Source organism: Daejeonella sp. (genome assembly GCF_030695525.1).
In the GTDB taxonomy this organism is placed as follows: Bacteria; Bacteroidota; Bacteroidia; order Sphingobacteriales; family Sphingobacteriaceae; genus Daejeonella.
The window spans coordinates 110,608-129,393 of the sequence record NZ_JAUYSS010000009.1; the positions used below are offsets into that span (position 1 = coordinate 110,608).

17 protein-coding genes are annotated in these 18,786 nt (G+C 39.7%); 10 read left to right on the forward strand and 7 right to left on the reverse strand.

Annotation, left to right across the window (positions count from 1 at the left end):
• Nucleotides 1-10: 10 nt before the first annotated feature.
• From Q8S11_RS17785 to Q8S11_RS01685, 5 genes are all read right to left on the reverse strand, one after another.
• Nucleotides 11-148 carry a Txe/YoeB family addiction module toxin gene (locus Q8S11_RS17785; RefSeq protein ID WP_371135116.1) on the reverse strand — a complete coding sequence of 46 codons (138 nt, stop codon included), beginning with the start codon at nt 146-148 and terminating at the stop codon, nt 11-13.
• Between the two features lies 1 nt (nt 149).
• A complete protein-coding gene (locus Q8S11_RS01670) occupies nt 150-632 on the reverse strand; it encodes a GNAT family N-acetyltransferase (RefSeq protein ID WP_305660338.1) in 483 nt (160 codons plus the stop codon).
• Between the two features lies 1 nt (nt 633).
• The gene (locus Q8S11_RS01675) at nt 634-1,200 is read right to left on the reverse strand and encodes a thiamine pyrophosphokinase (protein WP_305660339.1); all 567 of its coding nucleotides are present in this window, start codon (nt 1,198-1,200) and stop codon (nt 634-636) included.
• Between the two features lie 344 nt (nt 1,201-1,544).
• Nucleotides 1,545-2,180: a thiamine phosphate synthase gene (locus tag Q8S11_RS01680; protein WP_305660340.1), complete on the reverse strand. Its 636-nt coding sequence runs from the start codon at nt 2,178-2,180 to the stop codon at nt 1,545-1,547.
• Nucleotides 2,181-2,279: 99 nt separating this feature from the next.
• A complete protein-coding gene (locus Q8S11_RS01685; RefSeq protein ID WP_371135115.1) occupies nt 2,280-4,646 on the reverse strand; it encodes a TonB-dependent receptor in 2,367 nt (788 codons plus the stop codon).
• Between the two features lie 573 nt (nt 4,647-5,219).
• On the opposite strand from Q8S11_RS01685, the gene aspS reads away from it, so the two are divergent.
• From aspS to Q8S11_RS01710, 5 genes are all read left to right on the forward strand, one after another.
• Entirely contained in the window at nt 5,220-7,004 is a 1,785-nt protein-coding gene (aspS, locus tag Q8S11_RS01690) for an aspartate--tRNA ligase (RefSeq protein WP_305660341.1), read from the forward strand.
• Between the two features lie 405 nt (nt 7,005-7,409).
• Complete coding sequence (locus tag Q8S11_RS01695) at nt 7,410-8,429, forward strand: N(4)-(beta-N-acetylglucosaminyl)-L-asparaginase (protein WP_305660342.1); 1,020 nt, start codon at nt 7,410-7,412, stop codon at nt 8,427-8,429.
• Nucleotides 8,430-8,439: 10 nt separating this feature from the next.
• Nucleotides 8,440-9,108, forward strand: a complete 669-nt coding sequence (locus Q8S11_RS01700) for a PAS domain S-box protein (RefSeq protein ID WP_305660343.1) — start codon at nt 8,440-8,442, stop codon at nt 9,106-9,108.
• 11 nt (nt 9,109-9,119) lie between these two features.
• Nucleotides 9,120-9,848, forward strand: a complete 729-nt coding sequence (locus Q8S11_RS01705; protein WP_305660344.1) for a copper homeostasis protein CutC — start codon at nt 9,120-9,122, stop codon at nt 9,846-9,848.
• A gap of 42 nt (nt 9,849-9,890) precedes the next feature.
• Nucleotides 9,891-11,192: an amidohydrolase gene (locus tag Q8S11_RS01710; protein ID WP_305660345.1), complete on the forward strand. Its 1,302-nt coding sequence runs from the start codon at nt 9,891-9,893 to the stop codon at nt 11,190-11,192.
• 667 nt (nt 11,193-11,859) lie between these two features.
• Here the strand turns inward: Q8S11_RS01710 and Q8S11_RS01715 are convergent.
• Nucleotides 11,860-12,327, reverse strand: a complete 468-nt coding sequence (locus Q8S11_RS01715) for a single-stranded DNA-binding protein (protein WP_305660346.1) — start codon at nt 12,325-12,327, stop codon at nt 11,860-11,862.
• A 23-nt stretch (nt 12,328-12,350) separates the two neighbouring features.
• Nucleotides 12,351-13,403, reverse strand: coding sequence for an A/G-specific adenine glycosylase (gene mutY / locus Q8S11_RS01720; protein ID WP_305660347.1), 1,053 nt, complete (start codon nt 13,401-13,403; stop codon nt 12,351-12,353).
• Nucleotides 13,404-13,573: 170 nt separating this feature from the next.
• Here mutY and Q8S11_RS01725 point away from each other — a divergent pair, with 170 nt between their 5' ends.
• The 5 genes from Q8S11_RS01725 to Q8S11_RS01745 all read left to right on the forward strand — a co-directional run bounded on the left by Q8S11_RS01725 (nt 13,574) and on the right by Q8S11_RS01745 (nt 18,738).
• Entirely contained in the window at nt 13,574-13,858 is a 285-nt protein-coding gene (locus Q8S11_RS01725) for an HU family DNA-binding protein (protein WP_305660348.1), read from the forward strand.
• 18 nt (nt 13,859-13,876) lie between these two features.
• Entirely contained in the window at nt 13,877-14,728 is an 852-nt protein-coding gene (locus tag Q8S11_RS01730) for a tetratricopeptide repeat protein (protein WP_305660349.1), read from the forward strand.
• 283 nt (nt 14,729-15,011) lie between these two features.
• On the forward strand, nt 15,012-16,562 hold the full coding sequence (locus tag Q8S11_RS01735; RefSeq protein ID WP_305660350.1) for an Rne/Rng family ribonuclease: 1,551 nt from the start codon (nt 15,012-15,014) through the stop codon (nt 16,560-16,562).
• 120 nt (nt 16,563-16,682) lie between these two features.
• Nucleotides 16,683-18,101 (forward strand): DNA repair protein RadA, encoded by a 1,419-nt coding sequence (gene radA / locus Q8S11_RS01740; RefSeq protein WP_305660351.1) that lies wholly within the window; start codon nt 16,683-16,685, stop codon nt 18,099-18,101.
• 151 nt (nt 18,102-18,252) lie between these two features.
• Nucleotides 18,253-18,738 carry a DUF4920 domain-containing protein gene (locus Q8S11_RS01745; RefSeq protein ID WP_305660352.1) on the forward strand — a complete coding sequence of 162 codons (486 nt, stop codon included), beginning with the start codon at nt 18,253-18,255 and terminating at the stop codon, nt 18,736-18,738.
• Nucleotides 18,739-18,786 lie beyond the last annotated feature (48 nt).

Consider the following 18,786-nt stretch of genomic DNA (forward strand, 5'->3'; position numbering starts at 1 on the left):
TTAAAAACAACTAATAATGACCCTTTACCGAATGGATAAAGACTGTATTATCGTTTATCTCATATACTATTCGATGTTCCCGGTTAATCCGTCTTGACCACAAACCACTAAGGTTGTGCTTTAAAATAGGGAAACAATAAAGGAAAATTTCAAAGGTTTTTCCTCATCACATAGTCGTTCAGTACAAAATTATGATAAGAAATATCTACTGTCCGGTAGATATCAAATCCAGCCTTTTTGTAAAATTCGGAAGCAGGATTACCCCTGTTTACGTTAAGCTCAAGGATCTTTCCACCCTGCTCCCTGGCTAAGTCCGAAATATGTCCGATCAGTTTTTTACCTGTTCCGCTGCCTTGTTCAGAAGGAAGAACATAGAGTTTGTGAAGTTTATGGATCCCCGGCTCAGTAAGTGAAAATCCTGCAAATGCCACAGGCATATTTTCACTTTCTGCTAGGATAAACTCAATACCCGAATTCATTTGTTCTTTTAAGCTTTCTTCAGAGTACATATCCTTCAGCATAAAGCTGATCTGCTCATCAGAAATGATATTTCTATAGGAAGGCCACCAGATTTTTTCTGCAAGCTCAGAAATCACCGGGATATCCTGTTCGGTTGCTTTTCTGATTCTCATCTTAAATTGATTCTGCTATAAAAATAAATGGTTGCTCAAAAGTAAGGGAATAAAAGCCGTCCTTTTCTGTTTCAAATATATGATCTTCCAGTCTTCTTAATCCGCTGATATGAAGATTATGAACCTCGTGGAGAATTTGGATCTGTTCACCTGCAGGCTGCCATTTACTAAACCCGGATCTTACCGGAAATATCTTTTTATTGCCTATAAAAACTACGATATCAATATCATCAACGAACAGTGCATAATCCTTTAAAACGAATTCATTGGCTATGACATTGACGGCACTATATTGTTCAGCAAGCAGAAATTTAAAAGCATCTTCCACCGGATCGGTATCTGTTATGATCAATTTTGTGTTTTCCTGAGCATAGAAATGAGGGTCAGGGGTTATTACGGCATCAATTTTAAAGGCCAGGGAATCGGCTAATTCATAAATATCCTGCTGTACGATTACTGTCGGGCACCATTCCAGTATTTGTCCGAGGTTTTCGTATTCAAAACCTTCAAGACTCAGAATCAGCAGTGCCGGTTCCTGCTTTTCGCGAACAATATGATGGGATGACATATATCAAACTTAGATATTTTATAGAAATAAAGAGCAATGAACAAGGAACAAAGATTGAGCCAAGAGCCAGGATTGCGGTTCTTGGTTGAATTGTCTGTTTTCGGGATATTACTTTAACATGAACTCAACCTAATATTTTAAAAACCACATAGAAACATAGCATTTTATAGCTTCTAACATAGATTTTAAACACAGATAGCCTTGAAGCTTCGCTTCAATATATATGATTTACAATCTATGTTTCCTTTAAAGCTTCATATAAGTCAATCTATGTGGTTAAATATTAATCTTTAGTATTTATATATCGAACTCACTTTACTTTAATCTTTGATCCTTGTTCAATTTCAATAGATCTTTTTATAAAAATCCCTGATTGCTTCTGCAGGGTCATCAGCCAGATTAACAGATGCTGAAACTGCAATTCCATGAATTCCAGTTTTGAGAAGATGCTCCGTATCATCAATTTTTATTCCACCGACAGCTAAAACCGGTATCTCAATGCCGGAATCTTTCATTTTCGCTATCAGGTCAGCATAGCCATTTATTCCCAGCAATGGAAAATCGTTTGGCTTTGTTTTAGTGATAGAGAATGGCCCGCAGCCGATATAATCTACTACACCTGAAGAAAAAATGCGCTGAATATCTTGAAAAGTATTAGCAGATGCACCAAGAGTCTTCTCATCACTAATGATTTCGCGGATCTTATTAAAATCTGCCTGCATATCCTCCAGGTGGACTCCCTGAGCATCAACCTGATCCAGCAGATGATAATGATTGGTCAGGATCAGGGTGGCCCCCCAATCATCACAGATTGATGCTACCTGATGCAATTCTTCAATAAGTTCAGAATCAGATTTTGTCAGACAGCGATACTGGACCCAGTTAGCGCCGGCTTTACAGGCAATTGCTGTTTGCTCAACATGGCTTCGATGAGGAAGATCCTGTGTCAGGTAATGGAATTTGGAGATGTATTTTTTCATAATCTAGATATAACGCTGACCGGGTAAGGCTGACAGTCCCGGTCCCGGATTAGATCCGGGATAAACGCAGACAGGGTTCAAAACCCTGTCTGCGTTCTTTTAAAATTTCAAACCCAAGGATAGTAAAAAATTACGCGGTGCCTGCGGGTAATAGTAATTTTCAGTTGTAAAGTCTCCACCGTACATATAACTGAAGGTATAACCATTTGCTTCATAAAGTTCAGAGAACACATTATTCACCAGCAGGGTCAGTCCGATATTTTTTACTCCTTTAAACGAAGTATTATACCTTAAGCGCAGATCATTTACAAAAAATGCATCCAGACTTCTTTGCGAATTGGAGGTATTATCCAGAAACTGCTTACTAACATATTTGCTTAATAAAGCAATTTCGGTGTTCTTAAAAGCTTGAAAACCCAGCTCACCCGATCCAATAAAATTTGGAGAAAATGCCAGGGCTGTATTTTTGTAATTGTTTACAATTTGTCCCCCATTATCATAATCATCGGCATATTCTGTAAAGTTTTTGATCTTGTTATCACTGATTGAAGCAGTTAATGCCCATGACAATTTATTATTGATTTGTACTCTGGCGTCAGCTTCAATGCCGTAACGATAACTGTCCTCCACATTTTGACGGATATATTCACCTACATCATTTACCTTTCCGGTCAAAACCAGCTGATCATTATACATCATTGCATAAGCATTAATACCTGCAGTAAGTCTGCTTCCTCCAAGCCGGTATCCGGCCTCAATATCCAGCAAATTTTCTGAACCAGGCCGGTTAACAGGTGTAGAATTGATATAATCATCCCGGTTTGGTTCTTTATTGGCAACTGCAATTGATGCGTAAACATTATTTCGGGAGTTGAGCGCATAACTCAAACCGAATTTCGGGTTGAAAAAATTCAACTGATCCTCCTGATCCAATGTCATCCTATTCTTATCGGTTCCGGTAACTTTATAACTTACGCTTCTGTATTGAAGATCAGCAAACAACTTTAATCTCCCAATCTCAAAATCAGCCTTAGCGTAAGTATTAAAATCGGTCTTAAAACCATTACCCTCATAGTATGGCGAAATAGTATTAGCAATTGGTATAAACTGACCACGAATCACTTCGCCGAAATGGTCACCATCATATTCATTATAGGCTCCTCCTAAAGTGAATGTAAGCTCTTTAAAAGGAATATAATTCAGGGAGTAAGTCATGCCATAAAAATCATTGTCTAGCCAGCGGCGCCTGATCAGATCACTTCTGGAAATAGTATTTCCACCCACTATTTGCGGACTGATTCCATAATTTCCAAGCCTTTGATCTTCTTTAAATTCTTCGTAATAGCCTCTTCCATAAGTATAGTGTAGTGCTGAATTTGCTGAAAGTTTATCAGAAAAAGTATGGGAGTATAGAAACTGATAATGATCCTGGGTATAATTATCGGTCTGATCATCATAACTGAAGCCATTAAATGTGCGGTTAGTTTTTAGCAAGTTTTCTGGTACCCCGTTCCATGCCTGATAGGTTTTTTCAGATCCTGAAAAAACATTGACACGAATCAGATCTTTTTTTCCATAATAGGCTCCACTTAAGAAATAGGATTTGAGCATGGACGAACCACGGTCAATATACCCATCCGACTTGATTCTGGATAAGCGGCCATCAAAACTGAATTTATTATTGATCAGGCCGGTGCCTGCATTGATTGTATTTTTCACAGTCTGATAGGAACCAAGGGTATTGTTAATCTCTGCATAAGCCGAATCCTGTTTGGTGGTAGTCTGAATGTTTAAGCTGCCCCCAAAAGCACCTGCGCCATTTGTCGATGTTCCAACGCCCCTTTGGATTTGAATATTATCAACCGAAGAGGCAAAATCAGGCAGATTCACCCAAAAAGTACCCTGGCTTTCAGGGTCATTATATGGAATACCATTTATTGTGACATTCAAACGGGTTGGGTCGCTTCCGCGGATGCGGATACCGGTATAGCCGATTCCATTACCAGCATCTGAACTGACTACAACCGATGGAGTCTGATTTAAGAGAAAGGGCAAATCCTGTCCCAGATTGTTTTTTTCAAGCTCTTCCTTACTGATATTCCGGTAGGTGCTGGCCGAATTTTCAGATGCCCGGGTAGCTCTGACCAGTACTTCATCGGCTAAAAGATTATTGGGGATTAATTCCAGATCCAGACTGATATTTCCATTCAGGCTGATTGATTTTTCCAGTGTCTGAAAACCAAGAAAAGTAACTTTTACCCGGTAATTACCAGACTTTAGATTTTTAAAAATGAAATTTCCATTCGGATCTGTACGTGTTGATAGGTCCGGATCTTCTAAACTAACACTGGCAGCACTGAGCGCCGAACCTGAATTTTTTTCTGAAACTTTTCCTGTAATAGAAAATTGAGCTGAAGCCAATGCAGGCATCAGAATCGCTAAAGCGATAATTAATAATTTTTTCAATGTAATTAATTTATTAGTTAAAAATTCTGCATAGTGGGGTTCTATGCAGCTTATTAACTTGTACCTCCCTACGCCGGCATTATCCGGATCAGGTGCTCTTTAAGTTGAAAGTTGAAAGCTGAAAGCTAAAAGTTTCGTACGGAAACTCTCAACTGTCAACTGTCAATTGTCAACTATTAGATGGGTATATTCTCAGCCTGTTTTTGTGTTTGATTTCGCAAACAAGGCACCCCTGTTGATGGGGCAAATATATAGAAAAATTGATATTTTAGTAGAAATCAAAAAATTTATGCTGAAATCAGCAATGTTAAGAATCAAGCCTGAACTGGTATTCAAAAGCTAATTCTAATTGGATTAGGGAACCTGGCATGCAATGAATACCTCATTACTGCTTCAAAGTATAGTTTCGGCCATTGTTTTGATTAGCTTTTTATTTGCGATTTTTATAAGTTTTTCATAATAAAATAGCCTGAAGGCACAATTTTGATGAGATATTATATCGTTTTTACAAAAAATCAATAAAATACTTATCATTTTTCTAAAAACTGTACTTTTGCGGATTAGGACAAAATTATGCTAAGAACACATACTTGCGGCGAACTAACCATAGCTGATTTGAATAAGGAAGTAACTCTAACCGGATGGGTGCAGAAATCGCGCGATCTTGGAGGAATGACTTTTATTGATATGCGCGACCGTTATGGAATCACGCAGCTTACGTTCAATTCAGACGATAATGCAGAAATGAGAGCGCAGGCACGTGAACTTGGACGGGAGTTTGTCATTAAAGTTAGCGGAAAAGTTATTGAGCGTTCCAACAAGAACCTGAAAATGGCTACCGGTGAAATCGAGATTAAGGTTTCGAAACTTGAACTGCTTAATGCGGCTAAGCTTCCTCCCTTTTTGATTGAAGATGAAACTGATGGTGGTGATGATCTGAGGTTGAAATACCGTTATCTGGATTTACGTCGTAATCCGGTTAGAAATAACCTGGTTTTAAGACATAAAATGGCTCAGGAGGTAAGAAAATACCTTGACGGCATGGATTTCATTGAGGTTGAAACTCCTGTGTTAATTAAGTCTACGCCTGAAGGTGCACGCGATTTCGTGGTTCCAAGCCGTATGAATCCGGGTGAATTTTATGCATTACCCCAATCCCCTCAAACCTTTAAACAATTACTGATGGTTTCGGGTTTCGACAGATATTTTCAGATCGTAAAATGTTTCCGTGATGAGGATCTTCGTGCCGACAGACAACCGGAATTTACTCAGATAGATTGCGAAATGGCATTCATTGAGCAGGAGGATATTCTAAATGTTTTTGAAGGACTTATCCGAGCCTTGTTCAAAAATATAAAAGGTATTGATCTTGCCGAAGTTCCCAGAATGCAGTATGCTGATGCTATGCGTTTATATGGCTCTGATAAGCCTGATACCCGCTTTGACATGAAATTTGTGGAGCTAAAAAATACTAATTTACCTGGTTCCGAGGCTTCTCTCCTTTGGAGAGGCGGGGGAGAGGCCACTTTCCCTGTTTTTGAAAATGCAGAGTTAGTAATAGGCATCAATGCAAAAGCCTGTGCAGAGTACACCAGAAAACAGCTTGATGAACTGACAGATTTTATTAAACGCCCGCAAATTGGTGCTACAGGCCTGATATATATGCGTCATGGCGCTGATGGAAGCTTAAAATCATCAGTAGATAAATTCTACAATGAGGATGATCTGAAGAAATGGTCCGAAGCTTTTAATTCTGAACCGGGTGACCTGATCCTGATCATGGCAGGACAAACTGATAAGGTACGCAAACAACTAAATGAACTGCGCCTCGAAATGGGTAACCGTTTAGGCTTGCGTGATAAAGATACATTTGCCCCGCTTTGGGTCCTGGACTTTCCACTGTTGGAATGGGATGAAGAGAGCGGCAGATATCATGCGATGCATCATCCTTTCACCTCACCAAAACCTGAGGATATTGCGATGCTGGATACCAATCCGGGACAGGTTCGTGCCAACGCCTATGATATGGTGATAAATGGCACCGAGATCGGTGGGGGTTCTATTCGTATTCACGACAGAGAGCTTCAGTCATTGATGTTCAAACACCTTGGTTTTAGTGTAGAAGAGGCACAAAAGCAATTTGGATTTTTACTGGATGCTTTTGAATATGGTGCTCCACCGCATGGCGGAATTGCCTTTGGATTTGACAGGCTGGTTTCAATTTTCGCCGGATTGGATTCAATCCGGGATGTTATTGCATTCCCTAAAAATAACTCTGGCAGAGATGTAATGATCGATTCTCCTTCAACGATTGCAGATGAGCAATTAAAAGAATTGAAAATCCAAACAACTGTATAGCCTTTTACTTTGGCACCGGGTAAAGATTCAGTTTGCAGATTGGGCTAAAGCCCAATGTAATTTTCCTCACACCTTGCTTAATGTTGGGCTGAAGCCCGAAAACAATCATACTCGATAACCCCAGCTAAAGCTGGGGCCTATTGAGCAATCGATCTGATGTCATGTTGAATAACAAATACTGAGCATTGGGATAGCCATTTTGCTCAATAGCCCGGTGCTTTAGCTCCGGGTGAAGGTTCAGCTTTCGGATCGGGCTTCAGCCCAAAACCTAAGCGTCCAGAACGGAACAAATACGGGTGCTTTAGCGCCCAAATGCTGATAAATAATCCACACCTACCATTCCCGAACCCGTATTTTAATATACCAAAACATTTCTCTGAATGGGATCTTTACTTAACTTTAAATATGATCAGTCGCCGAAAATTTTTAGCAGTGGGTTCTTTGGCAGGTGCCTCGGTATTATCCGGAAATAAACCTTTAGGAATGAATGTAGATGATTCAGTTTTTACCGGATCACCAATCGTAATTTCAACCTGGGATTTTGGAATTGCTGCGAATGCAGCGGCCTGGCAAATTTTAAAGAATAAGGGGAGGGCTCTGGATGCCGTGGAAACCGGAGTCCATGTTCCTGAGGCTGACCCTAATAATCAATCTGTTGGATATGGAGGTTTGCCAGACAGGGATGGCAGAGTAAGCCTGGATGCATGCATCATGGATGAATTTGGTAATTGCGGAAGTGTAGCAGGATTGGAGCATATCATTCATCCAATCTCTGTTGCCAGAAAAGTAATGGAGAAAACTCCGCATGTCATGCTGGTAGGTGCCGGAGCTCTGCAATTTGCTCTTGAGCAAGGTTTTAAGAAGGAAAACCTACTGACTCCTGCCTCAGAAAAAGCATGGAAAGAATGGCTTAAAACTGCAAAGTACAATCCTGAAATAAACGTAGAAAACAGACTTTTCAGTCCGGCGAAACTACCCGGCAATCAATATAATCATGATACCATCGGGATGCTTGCTTTAGATGCAGCAGGAAATATGTCTGGTGCATGTACAACCAGTGGCATGGCCTACAAAATGCATGGGCGAGTGGGTGACTCGCCAATCATTGGTGCAGGACTCTATGTTGACAATGAAATTGGAGGAGCCACTTCTACCGGTGTAGGTGAAGAGGTAATTCGAAACGTAGGAAGCTTTTTGGTTGTTGAACTGATGCGACAGGGTTATTCACCTGATGAAGCCTGTAAAGAAGCGGTCATGCGCATCATCAGGAAGAAACCTGAAACAGCGAAAAAAATCCAGGTAGGTTTCCTTGCATTGAATAAAAAGGGTCAGTTTGGCGGATATGCAATTCAAAAAGGCTTCAGTTTTGCGGTATGCGATCAAAATGATCAGAAACAATTAATAAAATCACCCAGTTATTATTAAGCAGATATCAATGAGAACATGGTTTGACAACAAGAGCAGCACAAAAAAGGACTTGTTGCAGCTCCTTAAAGCCTATAAGGAAATCGTTGACATCAATGCCATTTGTTCAGTAACAGACCCGGAGGGGAAAATAATCTATGTTAACGATAAATTTTGCGAAATAAGTAAGTATTCAAGAGAAGAGTTGCTTGGGCAGGATCATCGTATCGTTAATTCAAATTATCATCCTTCTTCGATGTTTAAAGACCTTTGGGATACCATAAAAAGTGGAAAAGTGTGGCGCTCTGATGTGAAGAGCAGGGCGAAAGATGGCACATTTTTCTGGCTCGACAGTACAATTGTTCCTATCCATGATGATAATGGGGTGATTACAGAGTATTTTTCATTGCGTACTCCAATTAATGACAGGAAGAGGATTGAGGAAGAGCAGAAAGAACATGTTAAAAATCTGGAAAAAATGCTATTTATGGTTTCGCATGAAGTGAGGAGTCCGGTTTCTCAGATTTTAGGGATAGTTCAGATTCTTCAGGAGTCTGGTAATTTAGATCCGGAAAGTTCAGAGTTAATCAGCAATCTTAAAACTTCTGCAGCAGACCTTGATGCATTTACAAAAAAGCTAAGCTCTTTCATGCATAAGCTTAGGCCAGAATCAGAAAGCAGTTCAAATGAAAGCAAATAATTCGTTTTTTCATGTCTTATAAACTCGAGATCTGCGTTGGAAGCATCAATTCGGCCTTGATTGCACAGGCATTTGGAGCCGACAGGATTGAACTTTGTGATAATCTGTCTGAAGGTGGTACAACTCCATCATATGGTATGATTGTACAAAGTAAATCTCAGCTAACAGTTCCCTTTTTTCCGATTATTCGTCCGCGTGGAGGTGATTTTGTTTTTTCCCGGGATGAATTTCAAATAATGCGGGAAGATGTGCTCTGTTGCAGGGAAATGGGATGTGAAGGTATTGTAATTGGAATTCTCAGGAAGGATTCTACCATTGATATGGAGAGATGTGCAGAGCTGATAGCACTCTCAGGAGAAATGGAGATCACTTTTCATCGTGCTTTTGACCGTTGTATTTCTATGGAAAGGGCGCTCGAAGACCTTGTTGAGCTGGGATGTCATCGTGTATTGACCTCCGGAGGGAAGGAATTTGCCGCTGATGGAACTGAAAAATTGAGATCACTGGTCAGGCAGGCAGGATTCAGGATCAATATTATGCCGGGTTCAGGTATAAGCCATCGAAATTTACAGAAAATTGCTGCTGAAACAGGAGCTTACGAATTTCACACCACGGCGAAAAAGCTTGTCGAAAATAGTATTGATCCAATCAGCGCCCAGCCATATCGTACGATAGAAGCAGACGGAGAGCATGTTAAGATGCTGAAGGATATACTTAAGCAGATTGGCTGGGTATATTGAATTTCTCATAATTTCCTTACTTTTAAAAACAAATCAATTCATATGAATAAATTATTGTTTGCAGGTTTATGCCTGTTTTCTATACCTGCAATTTCTCAGACAGTTCCTGTAAGATCGAAATTGAATACAGCAGCAGATAAAATTGAAGCAAGGGTTATCGAATGGCGCCGTGACTTTCATGAACATCCTGAATTAGGTAATCATGAGACCAGAACAGCAGGAATTATTGCAAAACATCTTGAAAGCCTGGGAATTGAAGTGAAAACAGGTGTTGCCAGAACTGGAGTTGTTGGACTTTTAAAGGGAGGAAAACCGGGCCCGGTAGTTTTATTGCGGGCTGATATGGACGGACTCCCGGTTACTGAAAGAAACTCGCTTCCTTTTGCATCAAAGGTTAGGACACAATACAATGGTCAGGAGGTAGGGGTTATGCATGCCTGTGGTCATGATTCACATGTTGCAATTCTTATGGGGGTTGCTGAGGTTTTAGCCGGAATGAAAGCCGACTTGAAGGGCACTGTAAAATTTGTATTTCAGCCTGCAGAAGAAGGCTCTGCTCCCGGAGTGGAAGGTGGTGCCGAATTAATGGTTAAAGAAGGAGTACTCGAAAATCCTAAAGTGGATGTTGCTTTTGGCTTACATATATGGGCACAGACAGAAGCCGGAAAGATAACTTATCGTCCCGGTGGAATGATGGCCGGTGTAAATGACATGCAGATTATTGTGAAAGGAAGGCAGGCGCATGGTGCTGCTCCATGGGCCTCAATTGATCCTATTGTGATCTCAGCGCAGATTATTAATAATTTGCAGACCATTATAAGCCGTAATTTGAACGTTACTGAAAACGCAGGTGTTGTAACAATCGGTTCCATACATGCCGGTGTGCGTTCTAATATCATTCCGGAACAAGCAGAGATGCTCGGAACCATAAGATCTTTAAGTGTTGAAGATGAAAAAATGCTGATCGACAGAATCAGAACAACTGCAACCAAAACCGCTGAGGCTGGTGGTGCTATCGCTGAAGTAAAGATCCCATACAGTAATCATTATCCGGTTACTTATAACGATCCCGCATTAACTGAAAAGATGCTTCCAAGCCTTGCAAAAGTCGCAGGTGCCGATAATGTAAAGCTGATACCACCAATAACAGGCGCTGAAGATTTCTCTTTTTTTCAGGAAAAAGTTCCGGGACTATTTTTCTTCTTAGGTGGAATGCCTAAAGGAATGGATCCTAAAACTGCCCCATCACATCATACACCCGATTTTATGATCGATGAGAGTTCATTTAAACTTGGAGTAAAAGCACTGGCCGGGCTTACACTTGATTACATGGAGGTAAAATAAGATCTCTTTGATTCATAAATATTATACTGATATCCTGGAATTTTCCGGACTATTTTTGTTTCCAGGGAAGGAATGACCCCGACGAGAAAAATTATTATATAACGAGAGTTCGATATATAAATTTTTAACCACATAGATTGACTTATATAATGCTATGTTTCTATGTGGTTTCAAATATTATGTCGAGTTCACGTTATATTATAAAAAGTGGTCGACATATACGCCATGATGACAAATCAAATTTAATAATACAGGAGAATCCGCCTCGGGGTCCGGAATCGCAATGGAAATAAGGCCTGCCCAAAATACAATTTTTCCTATTAGTGATTAAGTAAAACCTTATTGATTGTCATGGCGGGCTTGATCCGCCATAAACCCGGGAGAAATGGAAAGCCCCGGCAAGCAATGATTTAATCTTATGCTGAATTTTATGCCGGGCTTGCAATGGATCACGGGACTAGCGGCCGCCAAAGGCAGTACCATTCATTTTCAAATCAAAAAAGCAGGAATTTTCTGAGCTATTGATCAAAACCAGAACATAGTTTAAACAAATAGCCCATCAGTCTAATCAATAAAACTAAACTACCTAACATCCATCAATTCGGCTTTCAATTAACAGCATCTTTACAAGCAAATCCTAAATTAAGGGAGCTACTTAATTCCTAACCTAAAACGGTAAATCATCATCAGCCCCTTTTTCATAATTCATAGGATGATCCTCTTTGGCCACACTATGATTATTTTGGCCGGTACCATGCTCTTCCTCGGATTTCTGCTGACTATTTTCACCATGTCCCTCAAAATCACTTTTGCGACCAAGCATGGTGAAGTTTTCTGCAACTACTTCTGTGGTGTATTTTTTATGACCCTCTTTATCTTCAAAAGAGCGGGTTCTTAATTTACCTTCGATATATACCAGCTTACCTTTCTGGAGGTATTTTGAAGCGATATCGGCTAAACCTCGCCACATAACAATGTTATGCCATTCGGTTTGCTCAATTTTTCTACCGTCCTTGTTATAGGTCTCTGAAGTTGCTAATGGGAAGCTAGCGACAGTAACTCCCCCATCCAAATGCCGGACTTCAGGATCTTTCCCCAAGTGTCCAACTAAAATGACTTTGTTAATACCTGACATGTTCTTAAAAATAGATAGTTCAGTTACAATTTAAAGAAATTTTCGAAGAATTGAAAAATTAGTTTAGGCTGCGGCAGTTTTTCAAGTTCTTTTTTGCTTACATAAAACCAGGATTGATCCGGTCGAAAATCTTCAGTAAAATGCTCTATTTGAATGAAGCTGGTGTAAAGTTTCTGGTGACTGAGAACATGTATTATGGGTTTAGAAACAGATCGAACCAGTACCTGTTTACCAAAAGCATTTATAAATTTTTCTGATTGGATAAGTTCTGGAACCTCAGTCCGGGATTCTGTCTCGAAAAGAGGGAGATCGATCATGTTTTCCCAGATATCGCCCGAACGACGCTTGTTTATGAGAACTTTATCATTTTTAATTGCCAGTATATAATTGAAATATCGCTCCTTGCTTTTCTGAGATTTTATTTTGACTGGCAGCTCATGGATTCTGTTTTTCAAACGCGCTTCACAGGAAGTTTGCAAGGGGCATATCGGGCAATCCGGAATTTTGGGTTTGCATTGTAATGATCCAAACTCCATTATTGCCTGGTTAAAAATCCCGGCTTGCTTCTGATCCAGCAATTCATTTGCTAAATCGGTAAATATCTTTTTTCCTTTTCCGGTATTGATTGGAGTATCAATGCCAAAATATCTGGAAAGCAGTCTGAAAACGTTCCCATCTACAACGGCTTTTGCTTCATTGGATGAAAATGAAGAGATGGCAGCAGCTGTATATTCGCCTATTCCCTTTAATCGGATCAGGGTATCATAATTTTTAGGAAAGTAACCAGCATGTTCCTCCATTACTGCCTGTGAAGTTTGATGCATATTTCTGCCCCTTGAATAATAGCCCAGTCCCTGCCAGAGTTTTAATATTTCATCTTCACTGGCCGAAGCAAAATGTTCGACTGTTGGGTATTTTTCAGCAAAACGCTGAAAATAAGGGATTCCCTGTTCTACGCGGGTCTGCTGCATGATTATTTCAGATAGCCAAATTATATAAGGGTCATTTGTATTCCTCCAGGGAAGATCCCTTTTATGTTTTTGGTACCATTCAATAATTTCTGCAGAAAACTTCATTGCTCTTGCGTGGGTTTAACTCATTAGAGCAACAAAAATACCTTACTATTTGTTTTATAGCGACTTGGTTTTAAAAAAAAGCAGATTTATTTCCCAAATTGAATTAAAACCAATACTTTTGCAACCCCAAATCAATTAGAATACAGTACAAAAAATTAAAGAAAATAGATATGACCAAGGCAGAAATCATTACAGAGATCTCTAACAAAACAGGAATTGAAAAGGTAGATGTTCAGGAAGCTATAGAAGCGTTTTTTAAAGTTGTCAAAAATTCAATGGTAAATGGCGAGAATGTTTACGTGAGAGGTTTTGGGAGCTTTGTGGTGAAGAAAAGAGCAAAGAAAACAGCTCGTAATATTTCAAAAAATACAGCAATCATTATCCCTGAGCATTTCGTGCCAAGTTTCAAACCTGCCAAGGTATTTGTTGAGAAGGTAAAAAGCGGAAATAAGTAATCATTTATTCAGTAGGGAATGTTACAAAGAAAGCAAATTGTGGTAATTGGGTCAGTGGTGGTACTGATGGGCTTGATGCTTTCTTTAGATATTCAGGGATTGGTCAAACCGAATGAAGGTGCTGCTGCTGCGAATGCTTCAGGTACCACTCAGGCGGAAAAAGTTAAAGAAGTTTCATTAGAAGATATTTCTACAAAGACCAAAGAGAATTTAAATGCCAGTCTTAAAAAGCAGATTTCGGACCTTGAAGCACAATTAAAAAGCGCTTCTGAATCTGAGAAGCTAAGTATTCAAAAGCAACTTGCCCAGCAATGGGATGATGTAAATCAAAGTACTCCAGCAGCTTTTTATTATGAATTTATAGCTGAAAAAGAACCGAATTTTGATTCATGGCTTAAAGCCGGTGATAAATTTACTGATGCTTATCAACAGAGCATGGATACTCTTGTTCAGCCGGCTCTTGTTCAAAAGGCAATTAGTTCTTATCAAAAAGCTGATAAAATCAAACCGAATACCCTTGAAGTTAAAACCGGATTAGGAATAGCGTACGTTACAGGAACACCAAATCCCATGCAGGGTATTACCTTGTTGCTGGACGTAGTAAAACAAGATCCAAAAAATTTAAAGGCTAACCTGAATCTGGGCTTGTTTTCAATGAAATCAGGTCAATTTGATAAGGCAGTTGAGCGTTTCAAAACGGTAATTGATATTGCTCCAAGTGCTGAGGCATGGTTTTACCTGGCTTCAAGCTATGAGAATATGGATAGAAAGGCTGACGCGATTGCTGCCTATCTGAAAACTAAAGAAATTGCAGCTGACCCGAACATGAGCACGTTTGTGGACAGGAAAGTAAACGAATTAAGTAATTAGATTATAAAACATTTTAAAAAACAACATTATGCCAAGCGGTAAGAAAAGAAAAAGACATAAAATGGCTACTCACAAGCGTAAAAAACGCTTAAGAAAAAACAGACATAAGAAAAAATAGTCTGATTTTTAATCGGTTCTTTATGTTCGGATTAATTGCAGACTTATAAAATTTTTAAACCTCCCGCTTAATTGCGCCGGAGGTTTAAACCATTTGTTTGTTTTTATTTATTCCCTAGTTTTAAACGTATACCGGTTTTCTTAGCCGGTGTCTTAAATTTAGCCATTGGTAAAGGAATTAATTATCAATTCATCCCCTAGTGGGGTTACTATTGCTTTACTGCAAGACAAGCAACTCGTAGAATTAAACACAGAGCAGGTCAGCAACAATTATGCTGTTGGCGATATATATTTAGGCAAGATCAAAAAGATCATGCCCGGATTGAATGCTGCATTTGTTGATGTGGGCTACGAAAAAGATGCTTTTTTGCATTATCTGGATCTTGGACCACAGGTTCAATCGCTGCTAAAACTTACAAAAATTGTAAAGAATGGCAGTTATAAAGATAAACTACTCAATAGTTTCAGACTTGAAACGGATATCAGTAAATCCGGTAAAGTCTCAGAGATACTGAACCGGAACATGCTGCTTCCCGTTCAGATCGCCAAAGAACCGATCTCAACAAAGGGTCCGCGCTTAAGCTCAGATCTTTCAATTGCAGGCCGCTTCGCCGTTCTTGTCCCTTTTTCGGATGTTATTTCAATCTCCAAAAAGATAAAAAGTAATACAGAGCGCAACCGTCTTAAGAAAATTGTGGAAAGTATTAAGCCGAAGAATTTCGGGGTAATTATTCGAACAGTTTCTGAAGGAAAAGGCGTTGCTGAGTTACAGAAGGATTTACTTGATTTGATTGAGAAGTGGGAAAAATTTACAACCCGCCTACCAAATACTGAGCCATCCAAGAAGATTCTTGGAGAGATGGGACGTACTTCAACAATTCTTCGCGATATTCTGAATACCGATTTTACGAATATACATATCGGAGATCCCGCCTTATTCGAAGAGATCAGATCTTATGTTCATGAGATTTCTCCTGAAATGGATAAGATCGTTAAACAGTACCGCGGTAAAGAGCCGATTTTTGAACATTTTGGTATCGAAAAGCAAATTAAATCAGCTTTTGGCCGGACTGTAAACCTGCCGGGAGGAGCTTATCTTGTCGTTGAACATACTGAAGCATTACACGTAATTGATGTAAACAGTGGTAATCGTACAGCAAATACTGAGAATCAGGAACAAAATGCCCTGATGATCAATATGGAAGCTGCAAAGGAAATTGCCCGACAATTACGTCTGCGTGATATGGGTGGTATTGTGGTTATTGACTTTATAGATATGCACAAACCTCAGAACCGCAAGGAGTTGTTTGATCATCTCAAGGATCTGATGTTACTTGACCGCGCTAAGCATACCATTTTACCTCCGAGCAAATTTGGTTTGGTACAGTTAACACGCCAGCGTGTAAGGCCTGAAATGAATATCGTTACCAATGAGAAATGTCCTGCCTGCGATGGTACAGGAGAAATCAAAGCGAGTATCATTTTAATGGACGATATAGAAAACAACCTGAACTATATTCTCAATGAGCAGAATGAAAGCAGTGTAACTTTATGTATACATCCTTATATCGAAGCCTATATTAAAAAGGGACTCTTCTCAATTCAGTGGAAATGGTTCTTTAAATTCAGTAAATGGATCAAGGTGAGGGCTGTACCTTCTTATTACCTTACTGAATTCCATTTTCTGAATTCTAAGGAAGAGGAGATTAAACTTTAATTAGTAATCCGATAGCTATCGGATGAAGAAATTAGCAAATGTGCAGATTAAAATTTCATCTGCACATTTATTATTTTGCATTTGCTAATTTACGAATTCTCACATTTGCTAATTTATCCAATGGCTAAAACCCGTTCTGCTTATTTTTGTCAGAGTTGTGGATACGAATCTGCAAAATGGTTAGGTAAGTGCCCTTCCTGTAATCAGTGGAATACTTTTGTAGAAGAGATCATAGAAAAAGCAGGGGCTTCTGTACCTGACTGGAAGAGTGGGTCCTCCAGCACTCAACGTTCCAATAAACCAGCGGCTATTCATGAAATTGTTTATTCTGAAGAGAATCGCCTGATCACTCCGGATAAAGAACTGAACCGGGTATTGGGTGGTGGAATAGTAAGCGGATCCATAATATTAATTGGAGGTGAGCCGGGTATTGGAAAATCTACGCTTATGCTACAGGTTGCACTCAATTTACCGGGTTTGAAAGTACTTTATGTCTCCGGTGAGGAAAGTGAGCAACAGATCAAAATGCGGGCCGAAAGATTGGCCCCTGCAACAGGTTTGAAAAATGCTGCCTCCTCTGATACCTATATTCTTACCGAGACTTCCACACAAAATATTTTCAAACAGATCGAAATTCTGCAGCCCGACCTGCTGGTTATTGATTCCATACAAACCTTGTATTCAGCTCATATAGAATCAACTCCCGGTAGTGTTTCGCAGGTAAGGGAGTGTACTGCCGAACTGCTGCGTTTTGCAAAAGAAAGCGGAACCCCGGTATTTCTTATTGGGCATATCACCAAGGATGGAATGATTGCCGGGCCTAAGATTCTGGAGCATATGGTTGATACTGTTTTGCAGTTTGAAGGCGACAGGCATCATGTTTACCGGATATTGCGTTCGGTTAAGAACCGCTTTGGCTCTGCCTCAGAACTTGGTATTTATGAAATGCAGGGCAGCGGCCTCAGAGAGGTATCAAATCCTTCCGAAATTCTGCTATCTCAAAGGGATGAACCGCTAAGTGGAATAACCATTTCGGCGATGCTTGAAGGCCTCAGGCCGATGCTGATTGAAACCCAGGCTTTGGTTAGTGTTTCTGCTTACGGAACACCTCAGCGTTCAGCTACAGGTTTTGATACGAAGAGATTGAACATGCTTCTTGCGGTGTTGGAAAAGCGATGCGGTTTTAAATTAAGCGCAAAAGATGTTTTTCTGAATATTGCCGGCGGACTGAGGGTTGAAGATCCGGCAATAGATCTTGCTGTTGTCGTAGCGATAATTTCCTCTCATGAAGATATGCCTGTGGATTCTAAAATATGTTTCTCGGCAGAAGTTGGTTTATCAGGTGAGATCAGGGCAGTGAACAGAATAGAACAACGGTTTGCTGAAGCCGAAAAACTTGGCTTCGAACAAATTTTTATTTCCAAGTATAATCTTCCTGCAGGTAGGGGTGTAAAAACGGAACCTGAATGGCAGAAGTATAAAATTAAGATCAAAACCGTGGCTAAGGTTGAAGAAGTGTTCAATGCTTTGTTTGGGTAGGTGGGACTGAGGTCTGAGATCTGAAGACTGATGTCTGACATCAGACCTCCTACATCGGACCTCCTACATCAGACCTCGGAGAGCGATTATTCTGCCATAAATGGATAATCACAATTTTTATTATCAATTTTGTAAAAACCAAATATAAATTATGAATAAGATTATACTCTCAATTTTTGCGCTGGCTATTCTCACAGCCTGCAATAGTCCAAAAACTGAAACCCAAACTGTTGAAAATGTAAAAGGTACCGCTGTTTTTGGCGATTCAGTAAAAAATGATCAGGTTATTGAACTGGCATCCATTCAAACTGAAATGAAGGGTGAAAGTAAGAAAGACATGAAAATCAAGGGTGTGGTGAAAGAGGTATGTCAGGAAAAGGGTTGTTGGATGACCATGACCCTCGATAATGGTGATGAAATGAGGGTAACCTTTAAAGATTATAAGATCTTTGTACCTAAAGATCTTGGAGGAAAAGAAGTTGTACTTGAGGGTTTTGCTTATACTGATACTACTTCAGTTGAAAAGCTAAGGCATTATGCCAAAGATGGTGGAAAGTCTGAAGCAGAAATTGCTGCAATCACAAGTCCAAAAGAACAACTGGCTTTTGAAGCTAAAGGTGTTGTTGTAATGAACTGATTTTCAATAGCGGATATTTAAAAGGAGCTATCTTTTACCTGGATAGCT